This is a genomic window from Lacibacter sp. H375 (assembly GCF_037892425.1).
Lineage (GTDB): Bacteria > Bacteroidota > Bacteroidia > Chitinophagales > Chitinophagaceae > Lacibacter.
In genome coordinates, this window is record NZ_JBBKTT010000001.1 from 1,398,624 (window position 1) to 1,425,512 (window position 26,889).

Genomic DNA, 26,889 nt, shown 5'->3' on the forward strand with positions numbered 1-26,889 from the left:
TGATGTATAGGTTTAAAAACCAAAAACCCCGACATTTCTGTCGGGGTTTTGTTTTTATCTCAATTCAATGAATTATCTCGGAGGAACATTCAACGGAATATCTCTTACAAACATGTTATTTCTGTTAGCTGCATCCCATGCAAGGAAGAACACCAAACGTGTGCGTTTCTCATGCAGATCGTAATTGATCTTATCAGGTGTATCGCTTGGTTTGTGATAATCTTTATGAATGCCATCAAAGAAAAATACAATCGGAACTCCCTTCGCTGCAAAGTTGTAATGATCGCTGCGGTAGTATAAGCGATTCGGATCTTTTGGATCATTGTATTTTCTGTCGGTAATAATTTTGATGTACATATTGTTGATGCTGTCAACAAAACGTGGCAACTCACTGCTGAGTTTATCATCACCAATTAAGTAAACATGATTGTTTGTATCGAGTGATTTGATATTATCATCTTTACGTCCGATCATATCAATATTGATATCGATGCTTGTTTTTTCTAATGGAAACACAGGATGATCTGCGTAGTAAGCACTTCCCCACAAACCTTTTTCTTCGCCACTTACGGCTAAAAATAAAATGCTACGGCGTGGTCCTTTGCCTGCTGCTTTTGCTTTTGCAAATGCTTCAGCAACTTCCAACACACCAACAGTACCACTGCCATCATCATCAGCACCCGGATGAAGTTTGCCATTGATAATACCCACATGATCGTAGTGTGCAGAAATAATGATCCACTCATCTTTCTTATCTGTTCCTTCGATCATACCTAACACATTTGATGCCTGTGTGATCTCTGTTTCTTTACGGAAATCAAGCATCAGTTCTGTGGCCACTGTTTTTGTTTCAAGTGTTTGTGATTTCGCATTTGCGAAATCGCCTTTTAATAAAGTTTCGCCTACAGCTTCAGAAACACGAACTACCAATGGGGTTTGACGGCTGCGGTATAAACTGAATGTTAAACGACCAGCACGTGGTGAAGGTTGTTTGTCAATATTGTTCACCACAAATAAAATAGCAGCCGGTTGACGGCTGTACAGTTTATTGATATCATTAAATGCAGGAAGTTGTGTGCCGTTCTTTGCAACGATCACCACTGCTTTACCACGGATATCAGTTGTTGTATCAACCTTGCTCATATAAACCACTTCACTGAAGAACTGTTGTGAAGTGATAACGCTGTTCAGAGTTGCTGAAAAGTCTTTTCCAAATTCAAATTTCTTTCCATCTACTGCTACAGTTGCATCTTTCAATGTGTCTTTGTACAAAGGATAGAACTGTTCATAGTTGCCATTGTTGGCCGGTGCAATACCAATACGCTGAAACTGTTGTTTCAAATATTCGGCTGCTTTGCGTTGACCTGCAGTACCAGTTTCTCTTCCTTCCATTTCCGGTCCGGCAAGGATGTAGAGATGGGTTTTAAGATCATTTTCAGTAATGGTTTTCGAAAACTGTTCAGCCGTTTTGTTTTTCTTTTGGGCCGATACGGAGAAGGCAAGCAAACTAAGTGCTGCCAGTAAGAATGTCCTCATGCTTTATTTTTTTAGAATGCCGAATATAAAAGAAAATCCCGCCATTGGCGGGATAGATATATGAGCGGTTGCGTAAGTAGTCAATTATCAGGCACAGGCAATTTTACCAACTCTCAGTCCATGACGGCCACCTTCAAATTCAGTCGTCATAAAGGTATCCACCATTTTTTCAGCATCACCCTCACGAACAAAACGTGCAGGAATACAAATGATATTTGCGTTGTTGTGTGCACGAACCAATTGAGCAATTTCTTCGCCCCAGCAAAGACCGGCACGAATACCCTGGTGTTTGTTTGCTGTGATGGCAACACCGTTAGCACTGCCGCACAACAAAATACCAAAGGCAGCCTCGCCATTCTCAACAGCTGAAGCAACAGGATGAGCAAAGTCTGGATAATCAACACTGTCTTTTGAGTAAGTGCCGAAATCTTTGAAAGCAATGCCCTTACCTTCAAGATAAGAAATCAGGTCTTCTTTGTAATCGAACCCTGCATGATCGCAACCAATAGCAACGGGCTTACTCATATCGAAAATTTGCATATCGAATAGTTTAAAATTGATGATCTTTTACAAAGGTAGCACCTCTGTTTAAGTTGTAGACAATATCAATTATTCATTTTAAAATTATCCATTAAGAACTAACTCCACTCTTCAATATCTTCTTGCTTGATCTGGCGTCTGTAAATACGCATACTCAGCATAATGCTGAATTCATACAAACCATACAAAGGAATGGTCACCAATGCAAGACTGAATGGATCGGTTGATGGCGTGATGATGGCCGCCATAATAATGATCACTACGAATGCATACTTGCGGATCTTGCGAAGAGTAATAGGCGTAAGCATGCCCACTTTTGTAAGCAGCATCACTACTACCGGCAACTGGAATAACAAACCCACACCAACAGTTAAGTATATCAGGTTTTCAAAATAATCGCTGATGGTTGGACGAAACTCGATTAATGGACTGAGTGAATAGTTTGAATAAAAATTTACCATGAACGGTGTGAGAACAAAATAACCAAACGCCACTCCAAGGAAAAACAAAGAAGATATCCAGAAGATAGCACCGGTTGTGCCGCTGCGTTCTTTATCGTTCAACGCCGGACGAACGAATTTCCAGATCTCCCAAAAGATATAAGGGAAGGCTAAAATGAAACCTGAAGTAAAACCAACTGTGAACGTAGTAAGGAATTGTTCCGTCATGGCATTACTCTGGAACTTAATGCTGAAATCAGAAAGGCAAAGAGCATCAACATGCATCCATTTCCCAAGATCACACAACCAACGGTAGGTGATAAAATCTTTATGTGCCGGTCCCATAAAAATATTATTCACCACATAATCGATATTGAACAATACAATAAGGGAAGCAATAATAATGGCAATAACGGCACGCACCACGTGCCAACGCAGTTCTTCGAGGTGATCAATAAAACTCATTTCAGCTTTTTCTTCGCCTCTTGCACCACGGATGCGTTGTATAATTGATCTGCGTTCTGATTTTGTTTCGGCCACGGTTAATGATTTCAGTTGCAAATGTAACCCGAAATGGATGAGCAAAAAAAGGGTTGCCAACCTTTCAACAATTCCTCTGCACCTGCGGGAATAAATCCAGGTTGGCAACCCTGATACGACCACAAAAAAAGCGGTCCACAAGGACCGCTTTCAATCATCAGATAAAGTCTGTTTATTTTACAGCCAATGCTTTATCAATCAAAAATGTGAGCATGCTGCGGTGAGCACGTGTTTGCTCGTTCGGCGAAACGGCTGTAGCAAGCATGGTTCTTACCTTACGTAAAGTGTTGTAAGCAGCACTTTTTGAAGGGTTATCGAAACCGGCTGGAGCTGCCACAATTGCTGCCGCACCCTTAACAAATTCTGTCTGCAGGTTTTGGCGGTACACATTTACTGCACCCGCTGCATCTGCTTTAAAGATGGCATTCATAATGTCATTCATTACATCAGCCACGCTGTAAGTATTACCATACAATGCACTGTTGTTGATACGACGCAACGTAGTTGGGTGCAACAGTTGTGCAAGAATATTCGTTTGGAAATTCTGCACAAGTGAAGTGTGCTTAGGATCTTCAGGCGCACCGAAGAAATTATAACCACGACGCTGAACCTGCAGGTAAGGCAATAATTGCTGATCTGCTTCAAATGCATTTGGTGCAAATACATAAGTTGCCAGGAAGTTCATTGCTTTTTTCTGATAAGCAACCGGCGTGATCACAAATGGTTTGCTGCCATTGTTCTGGCCGGGGAAACTTCTGTCAACCTGAACACCACCAATATAACGGCTGATGGCATTGGCCATTGAGAAACGTTGGCCGTTCAAAACATTGTAGCGGATCAATACTTCCTGGTAGCTCTTGTCGCCTTTCGCATATTTGCTTACCAGTTTACTCATAGCACTGTTCACAAATTTGATACGGTCTTCGCCATAAGCAACCATATCATTACTCATGTCATTGATCATAACACGTGGATCAATACCATTACCGGGGCTACGCATATCATCAGCATCATTACCAAACGTAAGATTTGGTTCATGACTGCGACGGAGAATTTTATTCAGCTCTGTTTGCTCCTGGCTGGCAGGAAACTCACGGTAACCAAATTCAATTGCCCACAGATCGTATGGTCCGGGTTTCATAGTGTAATAATCACCCTGCTTGCTTCTGTCGCTATTTATATTGATGGAAGGATAATCCATTACAGAACCCTGCAATCCTAATTTTTGTGTGATAGCAGTGTTATGTACTTCTGCCGGGCTCAGCATCTGGCTGGCTTTCATGTTATGGTTCAAACCAAGGGTATGACCCATTTCATGCAGAATGAGATAATACAAAAACTGTTCGTGTGCTTTTCTCACTTCTCCGGGAGGAGCATCAGCAGTTGTAATAAGTGTTGAGCCTGCCATGTATTGTTTTGCCAACTCACTGCCAATAGTGCAGGTAGCCCAATGCTTGCGCATGTGCGATGGCATGTTCTCCATCATTTGCTGTTGCAGATTGAGCGTTACAGCAGCTGCATTGTTCTCTTCTGTTACATCGAGGAAAGGAGTTTCAGCACCGCTTGCCCACTCAATGGTAATATCGCTGCCAAGAATCTGACCTGTTTTTGGATTTACAAAACTGGGTCCGATGGCTCCATAAGGAGGATAAGGAGACGATACCCAACGGATCACATTGTAACGGATATCTGAAGGATCCCAAGTAGCATCATCAGGCATGATCTTCATCACCACTGCGTTTTTGAAACCTGCTTTTTCAAACGCTTCGTTCCAGCGTTCGCCTGCTGCTTTTACAATTTCACGGTATTCAACAGGGGTTGTGTTTTCTACCCAGAATGTGATCGGTTCAACCGGTTCGCTCAATGCCGCAGAAGGATCTTTCTTCTTCAAATGCCAGCGGTTGATCATATCACGATAGTTGATGATCTCGTTCGAAGTAAGATCATCCACTTCCTGTGTAAAGAAACCAACACGAGGATCATCGAAACGTGGTTTGTAATCGTTCACCGGCATTTCAATAAATGTGTGCTGGAGTTTGATGCGCACAAAACGGGCATCAGTAATATCTTTTCCACCCTGGTTGAAAGGCATCGGGTTATCGTAAGCCAAGTCAACAACTACATCGCTGTTGTTGGGATAAGAACGGATATTGCTGTACTTGCTTTTTGTTGGATTGTAACCGCCAAGATTAAAAACAGCTCCCGGAGGAATGGTGGGAGGGAAAATCGGTTTCACCGGATCGAGTTTATCACTCAGGAATAATTGATCAACACTTACCAGGTAACCGCTTGAATCTTCTGCACCTACTTTATCAGCATAAAAAACCGCATCGGCCACATCTACATTAGCAGCTTTGCTTACTGCGTTTTTTGAATCGTAGTAGAAGTTGGTGTTTACGGTAGAGAATTCAATCTTGTCATAGGCCTTTTTCATTTTAAACACCAGTGTTGCACGGTGCATACCCTGATGAAGGAATAAACTGGTTGGGCCGCTGAGGGAGAAACTCTGGTAAATAAAATCTTTGTTCAACTGATCTTTCCTGATGTACATCTGTACACTGCCAGTTACGGTATCCTGGTAAAGAGTAAACAGGCCGGAATGTTTTTTACTTGCTTTTACTTTGTCGGTAATACCGGCAGGTTTTGGGGGAGCCTTTTTTGTTGTGTCAGCGGGAGCGGGTGCTCCGGGTTTTGCTTGGGCTGAAATTTCGGTGCCCAGTAACAAACAAACAGCTGATAAGGCTAATGCGAAACGCTTGTTCATAATTCTTGTTTTGTTGTTAACTGATAAGAAAAGGTAAAATAAAGTTTTCGTAGATGGGCGGGGTTTGTATAAGCGGACAAAGCTTCCTGTAACTGGTTATTACGAATGAAATCAGCGTAGGACTTTCATTTTTACAGTCTCAATTCTTGTTTCGCTTACGGAGAGGATATCAAACTCGTAGTCGTCAATAATGATACGGTCTTTTGCAACAGGTATGGTTTCATGGTGTTCAACAATATAGCCCGATAAGGTTTCGGCATCGCTTTCTTCCTTAAACTCGAGATTGTATTTTTCGGCGAGATAATCTGTTTCCAGGCGGCCACTGAAAATAAATTCATTGTCGGAAAGTTGTTTTTCAACAAACTCTTCAATGTCGTACTCGTCCTGAATTTCCCCAAAAATTTCTTCCAGCAAATCTTCCATGGTTACAATACCGCTGGTGCCGCCAAACTCATCAACCACCCACGCAATACTTTTGCGTTCACGGGTAAATTGGCTGATTAGATCGGTAAGCCCCATGCTTTCAGGTACGGCAGGGATCGGTAATAAAATTGATTTGATGTCTTCCGGTTTTCGAAACAGATCGAGCTGGTGAACGTAACCAAGAATATTGTCGATGTTACCTTCGTACACAATGAGTTTGCTGAGTTTAGTTTCTACAAACTTTTGTTTTACTTCTTCAACACTGGCCGACGATTCGACACCAATGATCTCTTTACGTGGAATTAAACACTCACGCACTTTTACACCGGGCAACGATAATGCATTTTCAAATAATTCCGTATTGATGTCTTGTGATTCCTCGTTATCGTCTTTTCCCTGTTGAATAAAATGTTCAAGGTCAACTTTTGTGAATGCTTCTTTCTTATCACTGATCCGCACATCAAATAAGTATTTCAGTATCCATTCGGCCAAACCAACAAATAAGGAAGCCACAGGAGAAAATATGCTGTAAAGTAAACTAACGATGCGTGCAAAAAACGAAAGAACAGAGTTGCTTTTTTTACGGAAGACGGATTTAAATACAACCTGTATCAACAAGGCAAGCAAACCCGAAGTAAATAACTCGATGGTAATGCGCAAAAAAGCCGAATTGCGGATAGGTGTTGGCATCTGTTTCCATAACGGATCAAAGAAACGGTTCACCAACAATACAAATACCACCAATGATAATGTTACTGCAACGAGTAAAGCACCAATAAAACGGCTTTGATTTTCGATAAAGAAACTAAGGATGCGGCCACTTGCAACACCTTGTTTTTTCTTAAGCTCCACGGAGAAACGATTGAGCGAACCAAATGCTGTTTGCAATCCGGCAAAAAAGCCAACAAACAACATACTTACCCCGATCCATATCAATAACACCCAATTCATAGTAATTAAAAATAGTGTTTTTGCAGGAATTACAAAGGCCGATTACTCAGCCTTGATGAATGCCCCTACAATGGCCGTTGCTTCTGCAATAGCTTTTTCAAGATTGTCGTTAACGATCACGTGTTGAAACGAATGTTTAAAAGATATTTCGTAAGATGCTTTACTTACACGTGCCTGGAGTGAATCGGATGTTTCTGTACCACGACTTTCTAACCTTCGCTTCAACTCTTCAATGGATGGCGGTTCAATGAAAATAGTGAGTATTTGTTTGGGATACAGGTCCTGAATATGAATAGCACCTTTTACATCAATATCAAGAACAGGAATTTGCCCATTGCTCCAGATACGTTTCATTTCCGATTTCAGTGTGCCGTAATAGTTTCCTTCATAAACCATTTCCCATTCCATAAATGCATCTTCATGAATTTTTTGCTGAAAAGCTTCGGTGCTCATGAAATGATAATCAACACCATCTTTTTCGTGGGCTCTCGGTTTACGGGTAGCTGCTGATATAGAGAACGCCAGTTGCGGGAAATTTTTCATCAATTGCCTTGTAATGGAAGTTTTTCCTGCACCTGAAGGAGCTGTAATGATGATGATCTTGTGGTATTCCTGTTCCATAAAGCTTCAAAAATAAATGAATAGCTGTAATGTTAACAGAAACATTATCGGCATTGCGCCTGCTGAAATAAAACTGAGCTAATTAAGAAAAGATATTCCGGCCTTAAACAACATCACGCCAGTCCCAGTGACCTGCGTATATTATTGTGGAATTCACGGATGGCTTTGGTGTGGAAGAAGGGATAAATTATTCTATCTCTCAGCCATGAACCGCTTTTGTAAATCGTATGATGTGAAATTTCAGTGAAACCATCCTTACAGGTTTTTAACTGAATGCGCTGGCTGCCCAACGATTTTCCTTTCACGAGATAGCTCGTTTCAAGACACATTTCTTTTTCATGCACCGCTGTAATTTCGTGACCCACGGCCACTTTTGCCAAACCACCCAATGCTTTTACACGAATAAGAACGATCTGCCCGGCTTTTGCGCCAGCATATTCATCATCAATATAAGATATGGAATTATTCTTGCGGCAGTACTGCATACCAAACTGTAGCATGTTGCCACACCAGGCTTGTTTTGGATGAATGTTTTTATAAGCCTCCCATACTTTTTCGATCCGCTCACGGATGTGAAATGTTTTATGGTGCGTATAAAATGCCTTGGTACAATTTGATTTAGGACAGAACGATTCCAATGCTGCAAAATCATTCAGCTGGTACAACCGGTTATCATGTATAAAAGAAACAACCTGTTTACTGGAAATTCGATCAAGATTTACGTCCTGTGTGTGTAGCAAGCTCAAGATATAGGAATTGGCTTTTATAATTATTACGAATATAAACAGTTTCAACGGTCAGACAAGAACCTGTGCACGTATAACGCTCATTTTCATAAACAGTACTACAAAAAGCATGTTAAAGATGACGGATATGACCAGAAAAGGCATAATTGCGACCTGTGGTTGGCTTTGCATCTTCCTTTCCCAATGCTTCAAAGAATCAGCGAGGCCCTCTTTGTTTGGCGTTAAATTGAAATGAGGTTAACCGAAATCCTTTAACTTGCAACCCTTGAATTGAAAATTATGGAATACGGAAAATTAATTGCAGTTACCGGAATGCCCGGCTTGTTTGAACTCGTTAGCAGCAAAAGCGATGGTGCAATAGTGCGTTCGCTCGATGATAACTCAACAAAGTTTGCATCTACTCGTCAACACCAGTTCTCACACCTGGAAAGTATTGAAGTTTACACTGTTCGTGACAATGTAAACCTTACAGATATTTTTAAAGCCATGGAAAGTGCAGGTGGCAAGTTGCCCGATGAAAAAGATGCAAAAGCCATTAAAGCTTATTTCGAAAAAGTATACCCCGATCTGGATTTTGAACGTGTATATACCAGTGATATGAAGAAAATGGTGAAGTGGTATGGCATCATCAGTGCAAAAGGAATTGAAATTAAATTAACAGAGGTGGCTGAGGAAGAAACACCGGTTGAAGAAGCAGTAGTTGAAGAAGAAGCGAAGCCTGCAAAGAAAGCAGCGAAGAAAAAAGCTGAACCCAAAGCAGAAGAAGTTGCTACTGAAGAAGCACCCAAAAAGAAGGCAGCTGCAAAAAAGAAGAAAGAAGATTAATTTATACTCATCACATTTGTGCCGGTAAGACGGGGAGCGGGAAGTTAAACTTCTTATCTGCTTACCGGTTTACCGGCATCATTTTTTAAACAGTTTTTGATTATGACGTTGACAGCAGATATTAAACCTATTGAGCGGAAATTCTTACCGAAAGATTTCACCATTACAACTTGGGAAACTCTTGAGCCTTATTTTAAACAGCTGCTTGAGCAACCCATTAACAGTAAGGCAGAGCTTGAGCAATGGTTGCAGAACAGCAGCGAACTGGAAGCAGTGATCAGTGAAGATGCCTGCTGGCGCCAGGTACGTATGACCTGCGACACGGAGAATAAACAACTGGAAGAAGCCTTCAACTATTTCTACATTGAGATCGCACCAAAGATGCAACCTTATGCAGATAAGCTTAACCGCAAACTGGTTGAATGTGCGTTCACCAAAGAACTGGATGCAGATAAATATTTTACTTATCTGCGTTCAATTAAAAAGAGCATTGATCTTTTTCGTGAAGCGAATATCCCGATCATGAGCGAACTGAATGTAATGCAACAACAGTTTGGACAGATTGCCGGTAAGATGACGGTGGAAGTAAATGGCAAGGAATACACCTTGCAACAGGCAGGTAAGTTCTTAGAAAATCCTGATCGTAAGTTGCGTGAAGAAGTGTACATGAAAATACAGAACCGTCGTTACCAGGATCGTGATGCATTGAATGCATTGTTTGATAAACTTGTAGAAAAACGTCATCAATTAGCATTGAATGCCGATTTTAAAAATTATCGTGATTATAAGTTTAAAGAACTTGGTCGTTTTGATTACACGCCACAAGATTGTTTCAATTTCCATGAAGCAGTAAAGCAACATGTGATACCGCTGGTAAAAATTATTTACGAAGAACAACGCAAAGCGATTGGTGTTGATCAGTTACGTCCATGGGATATGGATGCAGAGCCGGAAGGCATTGTTCCGTTACAACCGTTTACTAATGGAACAGAGTTGACAGAAAAAACAATTGAATGTTTCGAACAACTCAATCCTTTCTTTGCTGATTGCTTGCGCAAGATGAATGAATTGAAACGCTTTGATCTCGACAGCCGCAAAGGAAAAGCCCCCGGCGGTTACAATATGCCGTTAGCTGAAACAGGTGCACCGTTTATTTTTATGAATGCTGCCGGTACGTTGGATGATGTTACCACAATGGTACACGAAGGTGGTCATGCTGTACATTCATTCCTTACACATGATCTTGAACTCACAGGCTTTAAAGAATATGGTGCGGAGATTGCTGAGGTGGCGAGTATGGCCATGGAACTCTTCAGCATGGAGCATTGGGATATTTTCTTTAAGGATAAGGAAGAGTTGCGCCGAGCAAAATTCAAACAATTGGAACGTGTGCTCACCATTTTACCCTGGATTGCTCGCATTGATGCATTTCAGCATTGGCTCTATGAAAACCCAACACACACTGCTGAAGAGCGTGGTGCAAAATGGATGGCGCTGGCAAATGAATACAGTACGGGACTGATCGATTATAGTGGTCTTGAACAATTCCGCCCATACGAATGGCAGCGTCAATTGCATTTGTTTGAAGTGCCGTTCTATTATATTGAATATGGAATTGCCCAGTTAGGCGCCATTGGTTTGTGGATGCAGTTCAAACAGAACCAACAGGAAGCATTGCAGAATTATATCAATGCATTGAGCCTGGGTGGTACGAAAACATTGCCCCAATTGTATGAAGCAGCAGGACTCAAGTTCGATTTTTCACCGAACCACATTAAAACCCTCATGGATTTTACAAAAACAGAAATGGATAATCTTAACTAATTAATACCGATATTTGCACTGCTAAATCAGAACATTAATCATGTCCTGCCGTTTCTACGGGAGGGCATTTTTATTTTTAGCTAAGAGAATGAAAGAGTGGAAGGAGGGAAAGAGGAAATGATAGGTTACGATATATGACAATTAGTATTAATAAAAAAGAGAACCATTGGTACACTTCTCTTTCAAGTCTTTTCTCTTCTTTAAACTCTTAGTCTAGCTTCTGCAGTCACTGCAAAAACCATTCACCACCATATTGCTTTGCTGTGGTTGAAAACCCGTTGGCAATTTTACTTCCGGCACTAATACATCATCAAGACAAATAGTTTTACCACATTGATCACATACAAAATGTACGTGGTTATCGTGATGATGACCTTCGGCACATTGATCCTTACACAATGCATATTTCACTGAGTTGTCGGCGGTTGGTATTGTATGAATGATGCCTTTTTCTTCAAAGGTTTGTAAGGTGCGGTAAATGGTAACACGGTCAATTTTGTCGCTGGCTTTCTTTTCAATATCGGCATGCGCCAATGCACCGGGCGCATGATAAAACATGTCGAGTATCTGCAACCGGCTGTCGGTTACACTCATGTGATTTTTTTTCAGCAACTCTTTGATCGCTTCGCTCATGTATGAAAATTACTTAATTCGGGTTATTTTGAAAAATTCCGTTCACAAAACGTGGGCCATCGTAACCTTCTTTTAAAATGAGACTGATGTCTTCATTCAGCTTTGTCAATTCCTGTTTTTTTAGTCCGTCATAAATACCTCGCAGCTTACCGCTTTTATCCACTAATGCAAAAAGCTGGGTATGAATAAACTGATCAGCTATTGGATCAAGACCGTTCTTCTGATCATCCAGCAAATAACTTTTGCGGGCTGCTTCGTATAATTTTTCTTTGGTGCCTGTGAGGAGCATCCATTTTTTTGGATCGATCTTCATCGAATCGGCATATTGCTTCAAACGGGCAACAGAATCTTTGTCGGGATCAACCGTGTGGCTCAGAATGATGAAATCTTCTTCATCAGCAAAATCTTTGGCAATCACGGCCATGTTGGTGTTCATCTTTGGGCAAATACCGGTGCAGGTCGTAAAGAAAAATTCCACTACCTGTACTTTGCCCGCCACATTATTGTTAGTGATGGTGTCGCCCAATTGGTTTACAAACGCAAAGTCTTTTACCTCGTTCATTGTGGGCAATTTTTTACGCCACAGGTCTGTACCCCAGAAAATAGCGAGAAAGAAAACACCCGTTAACAGCACGAAGAAACCCAGGTAGAACCACAACTTTTTGGACATATCATTAAAATGAACCGCAAAGGTACGGAGCGAACCGAGGCGAATTTCAATTCAAAATAAAATTTGCAACATAATTGCAAATATGTATTTTTGCTGTCCTTTATGAATATGCGTATTAATTGGGAAGCCTTGGGAATCGCCGCATCTGTAGCCTGTGCCATCCACTGTGCTGTTGTGCCGTTATTTATCACCAGCCTTCCTCTCTTCGGAATCAACATCATCCACAATGTGTTTGTGGAAATACTTTTACTAGGAACCGCCTTTGTGATCGGTTTCTCAACCTTGTGGCATGGTTATAAAAAACACCATCACCATTGGGGAACGCTCGTTCCTTTCTCTATTGGTATGTTACTGTTTACGCTCAACCAGTTTATAAAGTTTCCTTACTCTTCATTTGTATTTGTGATACCGGCGGTTGCATTGGTTATTACTGCGCATATTCTCAATCATCGTTTTTGCAGAAAAGCAAATCATTGTCATACGACAGATTGTAATCACTGATCTGTTTATTTCTTTGTAACATGAATCTGAAACCGATCCAACTTTTACGCAAAACAGGAATTGCAGAAGGTATTTCTTTTCTGGTGCTGTTGTTAATTGCTATGCCCTTGAAATACATATTCGATCTTCCCTTGGCCGTTAAGTATGTTGGCTGGGCACATGGTTTATTGTTTGTAGTGTATGTTGCACTGGCTTTTTATGTGAAAGAGGTTTATAACTGGCCCTTCAAAAAGTTTGTCTTTGCCTTTATTGCTGCCTGGTTACCACTAGGCACATTTGTTTATGATAAGCAATTGAAGAAAGAAGAGCAGTTGCTTGCATCAAACAAATAATTCTTGTTTATAGTTGTTCTTACTGCTTAAACATTTCCGGATGTACATCATCCCAACCTGTTGCCAACTGAAACGCCTTTCCCAATTGTAACAATGTTGCTTCATCATACAACTTGCCAACTAAGGTAATACTTGTTGGAAGTTTGCGTTGGTTAAAACCTGTCGGCATCACCAATGCAGGATGACCTGTAAGATTGGTGATAGCCAATTGACGGCCGCCATAAGTTGGTGTGATGACAATATCAACTGTTTCAAAAAATGTTTTCATGTGTTGCATCAACAAATAGCGATGCCGGTTTGCATTGATATATTCTACTGCCGGAATTAACCGTGCGATACGGAAAGAGTTCGGCCAATCATTTTTGTTTTGACGTGTCAGCAGATCATCCATATCTGTTCTTGTTAATTCGTCGAATGCAGCAGCACTTTCTGCACTAATCGTGATCCCAACTATATCAAAAGGATAAGCTGCACTGTCAGGGAAATTAACAGGAATAAGTTTGATGCCCATTTGTTCAAATGCCTTTAACACTTTCCATTCATTAGCACTTGTATCACGGATACGATCAAAAAAATTCTTTGCATAACCGATGCGGAGTTTTTTGATATCTTTTTTTACACTGTAATTGAACGGCATATTCACTGCACCGGGATCTTTACCATCTGTTCCATGAACATAGTTGAACACAACAGCGGCGTCTTCTGCACTTCGACAAATCGGTCCTGCTTTATCAAGACTCCATGAAAGCGTCATTGCGCCGCTTCTGCTGATGCTGCCGAATGTTGGTCGTAAGCCTGTTGCGCCACAAACAGTAGAGGGTGAAATAATTGAACCCAGAGTTTCTGTTCCAATAGCAAAAGGTACAAGCCCTGCTACTGTTGCAGAAGCCGAACCTGCAGATGAACCTGATGAACCGAAGTTGAGATTCCATGGATTTTTTGTACGACCACCAAACCACCAATCGCCCATTGCTAAAGCGCCGAGCGTAAACTTGGCAATTAATACTGCACCTGCATCTTTCAGCCTTGTGTACACATAACTGTCTTCGTCAATTGTTTGGTCTTTGTAAGGTGTAGCACCCCATGTAGTTTTAGTTCCTTTTACAGCAAACAGATCTTTTAATCCGTATGGGATACCATGCAATGGTCCACGGTATTTTCCTTTTGCTATTTCTGCATCAGCGGATTTCGCTTGCTGCATGGCGATGTCTTCAGTAACAGAAATAACACATTGTAACGTGTCGCCATACTTGCGGATACGTTCAATAAAAAATTTTGTCAGCTCAACAGATGTGATCTTTTTGTTTTTGATGAGTGAGGCTAAATGCAGTATATCATAAAAAGCAAGATCGGCTTTGTTTATGGGCATGTTTACATTAACAGGAATGTTCCATTGTACAGGCAATTGCTTTGTATCGAACTGCATACCCGGCAGCACCGGACTTTGCCAAAGACTCATGGGCACATTGTTATTGAGCGGAAGGCTACGCATCCTTGCATACTCCGAATAATTATCCCTCACATCACGCAACATACTGTCACGTTCAGGTTCTGTAAAATCAAGTCCAATCACTTTTGCAGCGATCTTCAAATCTTCTTTGCTGATGGTATCTTTTTGTTGTGCTGAAAGTGTAAGTGATAATATACTGGTAAGAAAAAAGAACAATGATTTTCTCATGCGTTGTGGTTTAAGAAGTGGAAACTACTAAAACTACAAATGCAACCAACAGATTGTTGATTGCATTTGACGAATGGAAAGACTTTATGTTTAACTCTTGATTAAGCGAGCTCCTAAAACCTGGTTTCAAGATAATGCGGCAATAAAGCACGCCAGGTATTCCAATCGTGTGGCCACTCTTCGCCCCAAATATCCAGTTCGTAGTTAATGCCTTTATCGTACAGAATTTTTGCAAAACGTCCGCTGCTCGATGGGTCCTCATATGCACCACTTCCACTGAAAATATGAATATGATTGCTTTGGCGAATCTGTTCCAATACTGCATGATCAGTTAAGTTGGGCATATAATGCATGGGGCTGTTGTAATACACCTGTTCATCATAATGTCCTTTACTGTATTCCATCAGATCATACACACCACTCATGGCAATGACACCATTGATCAAATCAGGACGTTTCAAAAATAAGTTCATACTGTGCAATGCACCGAATGATGCACCGCAGGTGATAATTGGCGTATCGAATGATGTGCTTGTTTTGATGAACGGCACCACTTCGTTAAAAATATATTCATTGAACTGGTTATGTCGGATGGCCTTATGTGCGCCTTCCATTTCATTGTGCATCCAGCTTTCTGTATTGATGCTGTTTACAGAAAATATTTTCACCTTACCAGCTTCCACCCACGGACGCAACGTGTCCATCAATTGAAAGCGTTCATACTCTAAATAATCAGCTGCTGCAGTGGGCACTAACAATAACGCAAAACCATAATGTCCATAAGTGGCAATAGGCATTTCTTTATTCAATGCGGGGCTATACCATCCGGATAATTCTCTATGCATATAATCAGTTTTGTTTCGGGAATAAAATATCATTCGCTCACCTTAATGAAGTTAAACGATAAGCATGTAAACACAAATAGAAGTGTTGAAAGATCAATGCCTGCCACCGCCGGTAGCTGCTGGCCCACCCATCGTTGATACATCACGATCGAACATGTACAAACCACTCTTATCAGCACCAATCAATTTCAGTTTATCCATGATATGTCTTGCAAGTGATTCTTCTTCGATCTGTTCACTTACATACCATTGCAGAAAATTATGCGTAGTGTAATCTTTTTCTTTCAAACAAATATCAACCAGTTTGTTGATCTCTCCACTCACCAGTATTTCATGATCGTGCACCTGCTGAAATAATTCCCGCACGCCTTTGTATTTGGTTGCAGGCGCTTTTAATTGTGGAATGACACCGTGGCCTCCCCGTTCATTAATAAATTTCACCAGTTTTAACATGTGAAGACGTTCCTCGTCGCTATGTTTATAAAGAAAGGCCGCAATACCGCTGTACCCCTCTACTTCTGCCCAACTGGCCATGGCTAAATAGATCTGAGATGACTCTGCTTCGAGCAAAACCTGCTCGTTAAGCGCCTTTTCAATTTTTGGGGATAGCATATTTGTATGTTTTAATTACTCTAATTTACGATTACGGGAGCTTTTTGGCTATGATTCGTCATAAATGTGCTAAAATGGGAAAACCTCAACCAAAACCCGCCGTTTGTTGCTAAATTTGCTGCTTAAAGTTTCACCAACATGATACAAACAGGTAATCCCGTTATCAGCATCTATACAGAAATGACGCCAAACCCGGAAACAATGAAGTTTGTGGCAAACAAACTCTTGTATCCCGGCAAAAGCATTGACTTTCCTGAAGTAGCAGCAGCAGATGCCTCTCCACTTGCGCAGGAACTCTTTGGTTTTCCGTTTGTGAAAGCCGTGTTCATTGCCAGCAATTTTGTGACGCTCACCCGTTCTACACCCGATACTGATTGGCAGGAGTTGATCCCTACCATCCGCCAGTTTTTGAAAGATTACCTGGAAGAAGGCAAACCAGTTATTGACGAATCGAAAATAGTTGAGCCGGTGAAGGACGAAGTTGTATTGAGTGGCGATGAAAGCGATGTGGTAAAGCGCATTCAGGAAATACTCGAGAACTATGTGAAGCCTGCGGTTGAAATGGACGGTGGTGCTATCCAGTTCAAAAGTTTTAAAGATGGTAAAGTAAATCTTGCATTGCAGGGAAGCTGCAGCGGATGTCCTTCGTCAATGATTACGTTGAAAGCAGGTATTGAAGGAATGATGAAACGTATGATTCCTGAAGTGGAAGAAGTAGTTGCAGAGGCAGAATAAGACCGATGATGAAATGAATTAAATGATTTGAATGATAGAAAGCGTTGCAGTAATTGCAACGCTTTTTTGTTTTTATTAAGGTTTGAAAAAGTAGTTTAGTAAACATGAAACAGCTTTCAATTTTATTTCTTCTGTTTTTCTGTACTGATGTTTTTGCACAAACACAGAACGATTATACTATTCGTCAGCTAAAGAACGGCGAATTCACCAACGATGAAACATATGTTTATGCTCTGCCGTTTGAACAAGGCAAGAAAGTTTATTTGGTACAAGCTTATGATAGCAAACTAAGTCATAAAGGAGAGTTTGCTCTTGATTTTAAAGTGAAAGAAGGAACAACAATCTGTGCAGCAAGAGAAGGAACTGTCATTGCAGTAAGAAGTGACAGTGATAAAGGCGGATTAAATCCTGATAATTTATCAGATGGGAATTATATCAGTATTCAGCACGGCGATGGTTCAGTTGCACATTATTGGCACTTGCAGAAAAATGGAGTGAAGGTCAATGTCGGAGATACAGTTTCGAAAGGTCAGCAAATTGGCAACAGCGGTAATACAGGTTATTCTGCTTTTGCGCATCTTCATTTTGAAGTCGTACAAAATGGGAAACAACAACCAACAAGATTTCAAACAAAAAAGGGAATAAAGTATTTAAGGCCATCAAGATTTTATAGAGCAAATTAGTGTTACGTCAAAACCTTCCCAACTCCTTCTTCGTAAACTCATTCTCTACATTACCTGTATTCAATGTAGTGGCTGGTTCAAATAACAACACATGCACTTCTTCTTTTGCATTGGGCCGGTGTTCAACACCTTTTGGAACAATGATGAATTCACCTTCGTTAATGGTAATCGTTTTATCGCCTAGCTCCATATCAAAACTTCCTTTCACTACATAAAACAGTTCATCTTCATGATCGTGATGGTGCCAGGTAAACGGTCCTTTGAACTTTACAAGTTTAACATGTTGTCCGTTTAACTCACCGGCAATCTGCGGACTCCAGTGTTCAGTAAAAAGGTTGAATTTTTCTGCAAGATTTATCTTTTCCATACTGTAAAATAAAACAGCCGGCCTTCAATTGAAAACCGGCTGTATAAATAATGATCAATAATTTATGCAACCAGTGTTGCTGTGCTGCTGATCTCTAAACCCTTTCCTAATAATTTTGAAATAGGACAGTTTTGTTCTGCATCTTTTACACACTCCTGGAATTTCGCATCATCAATACCCGGCACAGAAGCAGATACAATGAGGTGAGATTTAGACAATGTTCCATCAACAAAGGTGATCTCACATTTAGTATCTATTTTTTCAGGAGTAAATCCTGCAGCACCCAATACAAAACTCAACTTCATGCTAAAACAACCTGCATGTGCCGCTGCTACCAATTCTTCTGGGTTGGTACCGACACCGCTTTCAAAACGGGAGAGATAAGAATATTGTGTATCAGTTAAAACGGTGCTTTGTGTAGTTAGGTGTCCGTTACCTTCTTTACCCGAGCCATTCCAAACGGCAGATGCGTGACGTATCATAATGTTTAAGTTTTTATTTTTTGTAAAAAGTAAAACTAAGGCAAAAACGGGTTCATCACAAACGATAAATCTGAAAGTTTTTTATACTTTCTTCACCCAGCAAACACCCCTGTCTTGCAAATAGCTCAACACAAAATCAAAACATCTTTTATCATCACCCAATAGCTCGGGCGGAAATACCCCTTTCTTCGTAACCATGTTTTTAGCTAACAAATGAACAGCTGCAGTGCAAGTGTAACCTGTTGTGCGAGCCATGGAGGATGTTTGTGTGGCTGTATCATATTTATCGAGCAGGTTGTATTCAATTGTTTTTCCTTCGCCGTGAAGAATTACTTTCATCACAGTCAACTCTTCTTCTGTTTCACCCAACTTCCATTCGTTGATCAATAGTTTTGAAGTGAATTGTAATGGTGATAGTTCTTTTCCATCCACCATTATTTTTTCTTCGCTGAAAAAACCACTTTGTTTTAATGCAATGATTAGATCGATATGCCCCGGGTAACGAAGTGTTTGTTCAATTTGTGTAGTAATATGCGGCATGGTGAATAAGAGTGAACGTAAACCATCGGTGTTAAATGCTTCCAATATTCCTATACCATCAAAACTCATCATCTTTCTGTCTGTTAATGCAGGCTTGGTAACAATCTTACCGTTTTCTTTCAAACGTGCAGGTCTTGTATATTCTTCAATTACATCAACAGGAGAGAACGGAGCTTTATAAAAGAATGGAGGTTTTGGATACAAGGGTAGCCCTCCAACATAAATTTCAAATCCATCGATCTTCATTTCTGCATTGTAGCGGCCGATGATCCAGTTGCTCATGCCGGGCGCAACCCCACAATCAACAATGGCGGTTACATTTTTTTCTTTGGCTAAAGCATCTAATTGCAATGCATCTTCAGGAAAGAAAGAAATGTCTGCAACATTCTTTCCCGCATTGATCACCGCTTTTAACGTTTCAAAACCCATAAAACCGGGAACAGCAGTCACTACAAGATCAAAAGGTTGAAGTAGTGATGAATAGGCTGCTGTATTTTTCAGGTCAGCAACAACTGTTTTTATTTTGGTTGATTTACGTTGTAAGTGCTGAAGGTTCTGTTCACTTACATCAAAGGAAGTAACATTAAATTCTGCAGAAAGATCAAGTGCAATAGCACGGCCCACCATACCGGCACCAAGGACAGCAATCGACATACGGCAAACATTTTTGCAAAGATGACCGAAAATTTTTTAGCACTCAATCTGAAAATTTCAATGCATTTTTGAAACATGATCGAATCTATCTGGCAACAGTTTGTAACAGGGATGAAGGCAACTACGGCCCTTGAATACACTGGTGTTGTGTGTGGAATTGCGAGTGTTTGGTTCAGCAGAAAGGAAAACATTCTTGTTTACCCGGTAGGCCTTGTAAACACGGTTATTTATATTTATTTGAGTTACAAAGGGCATTTGTTAGGCGAAGCAGCAGTAAATATTTATTATACAGTCATGAGTATTTATGGCTGGTGGCTATGGGCAAAAAAGGACAAAGAACATCAGCAGGTTTTACACATCAGTTATTCTAATACCAGGTGGATCATTTATCAGCTTTTATTCTTCGCCGGTTTTTACCTTGCATTATACATTTCGTTATATTATCTTAAACAGAGCTTTGCGCCGGGTGCAATTCCCTGGGCCGATTCCTTTGCAGCAGCCACAGCGTTTACAGGTATGTGGTTGATGGCAAAAAAGAAAGTAGAAAGTTGGTATTGGTGGATCGCTACCAATATTGCTTCAATTCCCTTGTACTTTGTGAAACAATATGTGTTTACCAGTGTTTATTATGTGGTGTTATTGATCATGGCTTTTTTTGGATTGGCAGAATGGATGAGAAGAGTAAAATTACGATAGCAGAATTACCCTTGTTTTGTATTGCATCACCCGTTATTTTGCAACCTTTATGAATTTCCCGAAGAAAGTTGTTCTACTCGGCCCGGAATCTACAGGTAAATCTTTTTTAAGCGAACGTTTGGCGAAACACTACCAATCGGTATGGTGTCCTGAATATGCAAGAGAATATTTACTGATGTTGGGAAGGCCATATAATGCGGATGATTTATTAGTGATCGCCAAAAATCAAACCGAGCTGGCAGAGCAATACACGGTTGACGCCCTTACAAAACAAGTAAATACGATCTTTTTTGATACAGATATGCATGTGATGAAAGTATGGAGCGAAGTAGTATTTGGCTCCTGTGATCCGTGGATACTCCAGCAGCTTAAACATCAGAAATACGATCTTTATCTTCTCTGCAAACCCGATATTCCCTGGGTGGAAGATGAATTAAGAGAATATCCCGAACAAAAAGTACGCAATGATCTGTTTGCGGTGTACAAGGAATTGTTGCATCAACAAACTACAGCATGGACGATTTTGAGCGGAGATTTTGAAGAACGTTTCAACAAAGCAGTGAAAGCTGTTGATGCCTTACTTCGCTGATACTTTTTTCCTCTTGTCTTTTTTGGGCTGAATATCATCATGGATCAGCTGCTGAATATCCTCATCACCTTCAAGATTATTCATTTGACGAACTACCCAACCTGTGCGGATTGCAACTGCTTTTGATAAAGGCTTTACAGTATATTTTTTGGGGTTCCGTAATGATGACGCAATTTGTGCGGCCTCCACCCGTGAAAGTTGTATGGCCGGTTTTGAATAAAATTTTCTTGCAGCAGCTTCAATGCCGTAAACACCCTTTCCCATTTCCACTACGTTGAGATACACTTCAAGGATGCGCTTCTTTCCCCAAATCCACTCGATCATTTTTGTAAAATACATTTCCAGTCCTTTGCGGAACCAGCTGCGGCCCTGCCATAAAAAAACATTCTTAGCTGTTTGCTGCGAAAGTGTGGAAGCTCCACGGATACGTGTTGGTTTTTTTTCATTATGATCAATGGCTTTTTCAATCAGCTTCCAGTCGAAACCACTATGATCGGGAAACAGTTGGTCTTCTTCTGCAATAACTGCCAACCTCGCATTGCTGCTCATTTGTTCGATGTCAATATAATCACGTTTTAAGCCTTCGCCTTTAAGTACACTTACAAGTTGCGTAACAGTAATAGGAGGATCGACCCACTTAAGTAAAATAATATAAATAAACTGAGCAATAAACAGAACGATAAATAAGCGTTTCAGGAAACGAAACGTTTTTTGAAGAAATGTCCTGTTGGAGGAATTGGATTTCTTTGCGGCCATGGTTGCAATATACGTTACAGCTTTTTTTCTGGAAGTTTTTCTGATGGATAAAGATCAAGAACCTGCAGATCATATTTATTCCCGATCCTGTATTTTTTATTGCCGTTGAAAATAAGTTGTTGAGCATTGTACAACAGCACGGGAACGTAAACCAATGCCACACCTGAAATAGCAGAGTTTAAGAAAGGCTCTCCGCTGATGACCAAACCGGCAGTAAATAACGGAATACCAAGATTGCTGTATAAAAACGCCTGGCCATTAAACGGAATAAAGCGGTGCTTTTTCTTTTGTTTCTTAAACACAATGGCAATGTCACGTTTGTGAATACCGCCACCAAGAAAATAAATGCTGTCGTTCTGGATCAAATAGATAGTGCCGGTGTACCGCAAACCAAGTTTTGTTTGCAGCGTAATAGTTGCACCTTCTGCATATCGTTTTTTAGCGATGCCGTTTTTGCGCAACACCAATTCATTGAATTGTGCGTTGGCAACAGACGCAACTAATAAAAGCAGTACAAGAATGGCTGGTTTCATCTGTCTATTTATGATTGTTTTTATTGCCAGATGTTTTTCGCCATAAAGATTGTGACCGCCTGTATATAATTTGCTCTATAATTTTTATGGCTCATTTCATAACAAGCCTCAAAAGAACATCAGAAAAATGAAATTGTATGTTAAGAAGGTACAGCTTATTTATTTCCTGTAAAATAAAAGCCCAACGATCAGGATAATTCCGAACACGATCAGAATAGTGCCTGATATTTTATTGATCAATGTGATGGTTTTTAATGTGAGCCTGCTCCGGAGTTTGTTTGCAAGGAATACTTTCAACAGATCGAAAATAAATACAACAGAAAGACAAACAGCGAAGGTGGCAATACGTTCATTCACCGGAATGGTGATGAAAGCAGTGGCCCAGGTAAACCAGAATGCAATCACACTTGGGTTAAGTGTATTCATGAAATAACCGGCAAAAAAGATCTTTACATAATCGCCGGCACTGCGTTTCATTTCAATACCATCGCCCAGCTCATTCATTTTTATTTTTTTGAAAAAGAGAAAATACACACCGATACCAATAAGCAAAGCGCTGCCACCGAGACCAATCACTTTTTCAAACTTCAACAGCCGGTTAAATAGTTCAGTGAAGATATTGCTCACAAGAACCAGCGTAAGATCACTGGCCGATACACCAAACACAAATGCCAACCCACCTTTGTGACCGTTACTGATGCTTTGTTTAATGATGGAGAAAATAACCGGGCCCATACTGATGGCCAGCAATAAACCTAACGCCAAACCTTTGATGATTGCTTCGGTCATGTCTGATGATGGATTGATAGAAACACCGATCACAAGGATCAATTGCTTACAACTTACCTGTTGTTAAAAACTGTTGCCAATCGGCCAGCATTTTACCTTTCAACACACGGGGAAATTTATGCTGGGCACCGATCTTTCCTTTCAGCTTCATAAATTCCATGAAGGTTGACTCGGGCATAATATCAAGAAAAACATCTTTTAATGCACTGCCACGTTCAACTGCATAATCATCATTAATTTCTTTCAACGCATTATCTAGGGCAACACGCAACTCTTCCGTGTTAACACGATCATCGCAGGCAACATACCAATGGTGCGCAAAGAAATTGCCGTGAGGTTCACCAACAACTGTGTATTCAGGAATCGAAATATTCATGTCTTCACTAACCACCTGAATAGCTTTGTTCATATTATCAACACTCAGATGTTCACCTACAAGGCTTAAGAAATGTTTGGTGCGACCGGTGATAACGATTTCACATTTTTCTTTATCGGTAAAACGAATGGTATCGCCAATTAAGTAACGCCATGTACCGGCACTTGTACTGATCAGTAATGCATAATCCTTTCCTTCTTCCACTTCATGGATCATCAAAGCTTCCGGCTTTGCCACAATATTGCCATCGGCATCAAAATTTTTATCTTCAAACGGAACAAACTCAAGAAAGATGTGCTCGTTCATAACTAAACGCATACCCACAGCGTCTTGCCTGTTTTGGTAAGCGATAAATCCTTCACTTGCCAGGTATGTTTCAATATTAATAAGCGGTTTTCCTAACAATTTTTCAAACCCATGCTTATATGGTTCAAACGATACGCCACCGTGTACAAAAAATGCCAGATTGGGCCATATCTCATGAATATTTTTGAGCTGGTAACGTTCAATGATCATTTCCATGCACATCTGTATCCAGGCAGGTACGCCCACCACAAAACCAATATCCCAATTGGGCGCTTCATTTACAATATAATCGAGCTTAATATTCCAGTCTTTGGTTTTGGCGATCTTCTTTCCAGGTTTATAAAACGGGCTGAACCAGAAAGGCATTTTCTTGGCAGTGATACCACTGAGATCGCCGGCATAATAACCCGGTCCTTTTTGCAGATCGGTACTGCCACCCAACATGAGCCAACCTTTTCCTAAACTACGCACCGGCAGGTTTTCATAAGTGCGTAAAGAAATCAACTGTTTGATCATGGCAATGCGGTTGCCTTTCATCAGATCGTTGGTAATGGGAATATATTTGCTGGCAGCTTCGCTGGTGCCTGAGCTCAGCGCAAAATATTTGATCTTGCCCGGCCAGCACACATCAGTATTGCCTTCCAGTGTTTTATGCCACCAATCTTTGTAGATCTTATTATAATCATGAACCGGCACCAGTTCCTGGAAACGTTTTCCGGGATGACGGCTATTCAATACTTCGTCGAAATGATATTTCTGACCAAATTCGGTATGCTTCGCTTTCTTCAACAGCTTTTTAAGCACTTTGATTTGCTGGCGTTTAGGAGAATTGACCGGCAAATTGAGCGCCTTACTGATTGACTTGGGGAGATTGATTTCAATTAATGACATGCTTACCGTTCAGTGTTGACAAATGTAACAACTCAAGGCTTTACTTACTGCCTAATTTTTGATAATTCGCAAAGATGGTTTTGAGATCGTAAACGGCTTCATACTCCCGGGCATACCATTCGTCGGCCAATAAAAGACCCTCTTCTTTCAGGTGTGATAAATGATGGGGTTGCCCGGCAGGTCCTAATACAGATGCAGGAATTGAAGGCAGATGTTTACGTGAAGTTGAAAAACCAACCCATGTTTTTCGACCAGTGAAGACAGCAACGCTCTGTTGCAATAAACCCAATGCATGTCTGTTGATGATAAAATGCAATGGAAAGCTGAGTAAAAAGAGTGCTGATGTACTCACATCGATCAGTCGTTTCAAACGAAGATTTACTTCTTCACTCAACTGCAGTTTCTCCCGATGTAAAACTTCACCTGCTTCATTCTTTGAATCGCTGCCGATAATGCTTTCACTATGTTGAGCATGTAAACGCAATTTTACACGTTTGCCCGTTTGCTCATATAGAGTAATGATCTGTGAGAAGGAAAGGTCTTTGCTTTGGCACAGGATCAATTCATTCGCCGGCGTGTTTTGCAAAAGTTGTTGCAGTTCATCGACACGGCCAAGTGATTTTGGTTCGTTCAACGGACTTACAAATCCCTGTATAGTTTGACTACGACCATGATGGTGTAAGAGGTTGTTTACTTTTATCAAATCGGCTTCAGTGCCTGCCACCAAAGAAAAATAATCATCTTCATCAATCGCTTTCTCCAGTATATCTGCATATAACAAAATCCTTCGCCATAAGTAAAGGAAAAAGTAACTGTACATTGCCCCAAGTAATACAAGACCTCTTGAAAAACGATATTCTTCAGGCAATAATGAATAAACAGCCAGAATAATAAGAATGGAAACCAAGGATGATTGCCACAGATTTTTATAGCGGAACTTTTGCTCGTATAAACCAGTGTAATAACTCACCAGCAAAAACAGGAACGAAAAAACGACAAACGAGATCCACAACAATTTATTCATGTAAACGATCTCTGGTCTTATATAACTTGTCCATACAAATTTTGCAAGCATGTAACTGAAGAAGATGAGCACGGCATCGAGTAAAGGCAAACCAACACGCTGTATAAAACGCTTCATCAAACTCATTAGAGCTCTTACCCAAATAGCTGCATTGATCAGTGAGCTGAAAACACCTGCACGTGATGAGGAATAATGCTTGCGCACAAACAAACTCATAGCATCGTAAAACATCCGTACATAATTCACGGATGATTTTTTTGTGCTTTCACCTTTGAAGTGAAGAATGGAACGATCACTGAAATAATAATTCTTAAATCCAAGCTTTTGTATGCGGTAACTAAGGTCCACATCTTCGCCATACATAAAAAAACTTTCATCGAAACCGCCTGTTTGCGCAAGGACATCTTTTCTGATCATCATGAAAGCTCCTGCCAATACATCTACTGCGTGGTTCTTATGCTCATCAAGATAGCCAAGATGATAACGGCCAAATGTTTTTGAATGTGGGAAAAGGAATGACAAACCGCTCAGCTTATAGAATGAGGTAAGTGGCGATGGGAATGACCGTTTGCTTTCCGGCAAAAACTTTCCGCTGCCATCAAGCATTCGGATGCCGATAGCACCTGCATCGGGTGTTTGCTGAAAAAAATTGAAGCAGGCAGTAAAACAATCTTCCGGAACAACAGTATCGGGGTTCAGGAACAGTACAAAATCGCCACTTGCCTGTTTAAGTGCCTGGTTACAGGCTTTGCCAAAACCAATATTCTCTTTATTCCATGCAAAATGAATGTTCGTGAACTTTGGTTCGAGGTATTCACGGCTACCATCAGACGAAGCATTATCAACCACAAACGCTTCCGCATCTATCCCCTCGACAGCCTTTTGCACCGACAGCAAGCATTGCTCCAGGAAAAACTTCACATTATAATTGACGATGATAACCGAAAGCTGCATAGGCTGTAAAAGCTCAAATCTAAAATCTTAAAT

The 26,889-nt window shown here is 40.6% G+C and carries 28 protein-coding genes; 8 read left to right on the top strand and 20 right to left on the bottom strand.

The window, feature by feature from the left end:
* Positions 1–72: 72 nt before the first annotated feature.
* The 7 genes from WG954_RS06095 to WG954_RS06125 form a co-directional block, all read right to left on the bottom strand.
* Positions 73–1,536 carry a M28 family metallopeptidase gene (locus WG954_RS06095; protein ID WP_340434612.1) on the bottom strand — a complete coding sequence of 488 codons (1,464 nt, stop codon included), beginning with the start codon at positions 1,534–1,536 and terminating at the stop codon, positions 73–75.
* Between the two features lie 87 nt (positions 1,537–1,623).
* Positions 1,624–2,076: a ribose 5-phosphate isomerase B gene (gene rpiB, locus WG954_RS06100; protein ID WP_324231223.1), complete on the bottom strand. Its 453-nt coding sequence runs from the start codon at positions 2,074–2,076 to the stop codon at positions 1,624–1,626.
* A gap of 98 nt (positions 2,077–2,174) precedes the next feature.
* Positions 2,175–3,056 carry a twin-arginine translocase subunit TatC gene (tatC, locus tag WG954_RS06105; protein ID WP_255460266.1) on the bottom strand — a complete coding sequence of 294 codons (882 nt, stop codon included), beginning with the start codon at positions 3,054–3,056 and terminating at the stop codon, positions 2,175–2,177.
* A gap of 172 nt (positions 3,057–3,228) precedes the next feature.
* The gene (locus tag WG954_RS06110; RefSeq protein WP_340434614.1) at positions 3,229–5,820 is read right to left on the bottom strand and encodes a zinc-dependent metalloprotease; all 2,592 of its coding nucleotides are present in this window, start codon (positions 5,818–5,820) and stop codon (positions 3,229–3,231) included.
* A 111-nt stretch (positions 5,821–5,931) separates the two neighbouring features.
* Complete coding sequence (locus WG954_RS06115) at positions 5,932–7,194, bottom strand: hemolysin family protein (protein WP_340434615.1); 1,263 nt, start codon at positions 7,192–7,194, stop codon at positions 5,932–5,934.
* A gap of 42 nt (positions 7,195–7,236) precedes the next feature.
* Positions 7,237–7,815, bottom strand: a complete 579-nt coding sequence (gene gmk / locus WG954_RS06120) for a guanylate kinase (protein WP_340434617.1) — start codon at positions 7,813–7,815, stop codon at positions 7,237–7,239.
* A gap of 113 nt (positions 7,816–7,928) precedes the next feature.
* Positions 7,929–8,561 (bottom strand): hypothetical protein, encoded by a 633-nt coding sequence (locus WG954_RS06125; protein ID WP_340434618.1) that lies wholly within the window; start codon positions 8,559–8,561, stop codon positions 7,929–7,931.
* Positions 8,562–8,840: 279 nt separating this feature from the next.
* On the opposite strand from WG954_RS06125, the gene WG954_RS06130 reads away from it, so the two are divergent.
* Both WG954_RS06130 and WG954_RS06135 read left to right on the top strand, forming a co-directional pair.
* Positions 8,841–9,386: a DUF5606 family protein gene (locus WG954_RS06130; RefSeq protein ID WP_340434620.1), complete on the top strand. Its 546-nt coding sequence runs from the start codon at positions 8,841–8,843 to the stop codon at positions 9,384–9,386.
* A 102-nt stretch (positions 9,387–9,488) separates the two neighbouring features.
* The gene (locus WG954_RS06135; protein WP_340434622.1) at positions 9,489–11,210 is read left to right on the top strand and encodes a M3 family oligoendopeptidase; all 1,722 of its coding nucleotides are present in this window, start codon (positions 9,489–9,491) and stop codon (positions 11,208–11,210) included.
* Positions 11,211–11,423: 213 nt separating this feature from the next.
* Here WG954_RS06135 and WG954_RS06140 read toward each other — a convergent pair whose 3' ends face one another.
* Together WG954_RS06140 and WG954_RS06145 are read right to left on the bottom strand one after the other, a co-directional pair.
* Positions 11,424–11,843: a Fur family transcriptional regulator gene (locus WG954_RS06140; RefSeq protein ID WP_324231231.1), complete on the bottom strand. Its 420-nt coding sequence runs from the start codon at positions 11,841–11,843 to the stop codon at positions 11,424–11,426.
* A 13-nt stretch (positions 11,844–11,856) separates the two neighbouring features.
* Positions 11,857–12,513, bottom strand: coding sequence for an SCO family protein (locus tag WG954_RS06145; RefSeq protein WP_182803172.1), 657 nt, complete (start codon positions 12,511–12,513; stop codon positions 11,857–11,859).
* A 90-nt stretch (positions 12,514–12,603) separates the two neighbouring features.
* Here WG954_RS06145 and WG954_RS06150 point away from each other — a divergent pair, with 90 nt between their 5' ends.
* Together WG954_RS06150 and WG954_RS06155 are read left to right on the top strand one after the other, a co-directional pair.
* A complete protein-coding gene (locus WG954_RS06150) occupies positions 12,604–13,014 on the top strand; it encodes a MerC domain-containing protein (RefSeq protein ID WP_340434625.1) in 411 nt (136 codons plus the stop codon).
* Positions 13,015–13,034: 20 nt separating this feature from the next.
* On the top strand, positions 13,035–13,346 hold the full coding sequence (locus WG954_RS06155; protein WP_340434627.1) for a DUF3817 domain-containing protein: 312 nt from the start codon (positions 13,035–13,037) through the stop codon (positions 13,344–13,346).
* A gap of 19 nt (positions 13,347–13,365) precedes the next feature.
* Here WG954_RS06155 and WG954_RS06160 read toward each other — a convergent pair whose 3' ends face one another.
* The 3 genes from WG954_RS06160 to WG954_RS06170 form a co-directional block, all read right to left on the bottom strand.
* Positions 13,366–15,024 (bottom strand): amidase, encoded by a 1,659-nt coding sequence (locus WG954_RS06160; RefSeq protein ID WP_340434628.1) that lies wholly within the window; start codon positions 15,022–15,024, stop codon positions 13,366–13,368.
* A 113-nt stretch (positions 15,025–15,137) separates the two neighbouring features.
* Positions 15,138–15,869, bottom strand: coding sequence for an esterase family protein (locus WG954_RS06165; RefSeq protein ID WP_340434630.1), 732 nt, complete (start codon positions 15,867–15,869; stop codon positions 15,138–15,140).
* A gap of 93 nt (positions 15,870–15,962) precedes the next feature.
* Positions 15,963–16,481, bottom strand: a complete 519-nt coding sequence (locus WG954_RS06170) for a ferritin (RefSeq protein WP_340434633.1) — start codon at positions 16,479–16,481, stop codon at positions 15,963–15,965.
* Between the two features lie 138 nt (positions 16,482–16,619).
* Between WG954_RS06170 and WG954_RS06175 the strand changes: the two genes are divergently transcribed.
* Positions 16,620–17,216, top strand: a complete 597-nt coding sequence (locus tag WG954_RS06175) for a NifU family protein (protein WP_340434635.1) — start codon at positions 16,620–16,622, stop codon at positions 17,214–17,216.
* A 104-nt stretch (positions 17,217–17,320) separates the two neighbouring features.
* On the top strand, positions 17,321–17,899 hold the full coding sequence (locus tag WG954_RS06180) for a M23 family metallopeptidase (RefSeq protein ID WP_340434636.1): 579 nt from the start codon (positions 17,321–17,323) through the stop codon (positions 17,897–17,899).
* A gap of 7 nt (positions 17,900–17,906) precedes the next feature.
* On the opposite strand, the gene WG954_RS06185 is transcribed toward WG954_RS06180, so the two are convergent.
* The 3 genes from WG954_RS06185 to WG954_RS06195 all read right to left on the bottom strand — a co-directional run bounded on the left by WG954_RS06185 (position 17,907) and on the right by WG954_RS06195 (position 19,942).
* Positions 17,907–18,266, bottom strand: a complete 360-nt coding sequence (locus WG954_RS06185; RefSeq protein WP_340434638.1) for a cupin domain-containing protein — start codon at positions 18,264–18,266, stop codon at positions 17,907–17,909.
* 62 nt (positions 18,267–18,328) lie between these two features.
* Positions 18,329–18,748: an OsmC family protein gene (locus tag WG954_RS06190; protein WP_340434639.1), complete on the bottom strand. Its 420-nt coding sequence runs from the start codon at positions 18,746–18,748 to the stop codon at positions 18,329–18,331.
* 81 nt (positions 18,749–18,829) lie between these two features.
* Positions 18,830–19,942: a saccharopine dehydrogenase family protein gene (locus tag WG954_RS06195; RefSeq protein ID WP_340434641.1), complete on the bottom strand. Its 1,113-nt coding sequence runs from the start codon at positions 19,940–19,942 to the stop codon at positions 18,830–18,832.
* Positions 19,943–20,017: 75 nt separating this feature from the next.
* Between WG954_RS06195 and pnuC the strand changes: the two genes are divergently transcribed.
* Together pnuC and WG954_RS06205 are read left to right on the top strand one after the other, a co-directional pair.
* On the top strand, positions 20,018–20,638 hold the full coding sequence (gene pnuC, locus WG954_RS06200) for a nicotinamide riboside transporter PnuC (RefSeq protein WP_340434643.1): 621 nt from the start codon (positions 20,018–20,020) through the stop codon (positions 20,636–20,638).
* 49 nt (positions 20,639–20,687) lie between these two features.
* Entirely contained in the window at positions 20,688–21,227 is a 540-nt protein-coding gene (locus tag WG954_RS06205; protein ID WP_340434645.1) for an AAA family ATPase, read from the top strand.
* Here WG954_RS06205 and mtgA read toward each other — a convergent pair.
* From mtgA to WG954_RS06230, 5 genes are all read right to left on the bottom strand, one after another.
* A complete protein-coding gene (gene mtgA / locus WG954_RS06210; protein WP_340434649.1) occupies positions 21,216–21,983 on the bottom strand; it encodes a monofunctional biosynthetic peptidoglycan transglycosylase in 768 nt (255 codons plus the stop codon). The genes WG954_RS06205 and mtgA overlap by 12 nt on opposite strands.
* 14 nt (positions 21,984–21,997) lie before the next feature.
* Positions 21,998–22,516 (bottom strand): hypothetical protein, encoded by a 519-nt coding sequence (locus WG954_RS06215; protein WP_340434652.1) that lies wholly within the window; start codon positions 22,514–22,516, stop codon positions 21,998–22,000.
* Positions 22,517–22,675: 159 nt separating this feature from the next.
* The gene (locus tag WG954_RS06220; protein WP_340434654.1) at positions 22,676–23,305 is read right to left on the bottom strand and encodes a LysE family translocator; all 630 of its coding nucleotides are present in this window, start codon (positions 23,303–23,305) and stop codon (positions 22,676–22,678) included.
* 46 nt (positions 23,306–23,351) lie between these two features.
* Complete coding sequence (locus WG954_RS06225) at positions 23,352–24,878, bottom strand: GH3 family acyl-acid amido synthetase (protein ID WP_340434656.1); 1,527 nt, start codon at positions 24,876–24,878, stop codon at positions 23,352–23,354.
* A gap of 40 nt (positions 24,879–24,918) precedes the next feature.
* Positions 24,919–26,856 (bottom strand): glycosyltransferase family 2 protein, encoded by a 1,938-nt coding sequence (locus WG954_RS06230; protein WP_340434658.1) that lies wholly within the window; start codon positions 26,854–26,856, stop codon positions 24,919–24,921.
* Positions 26,857–26,889: the final 33 nt, after the last annotated feature.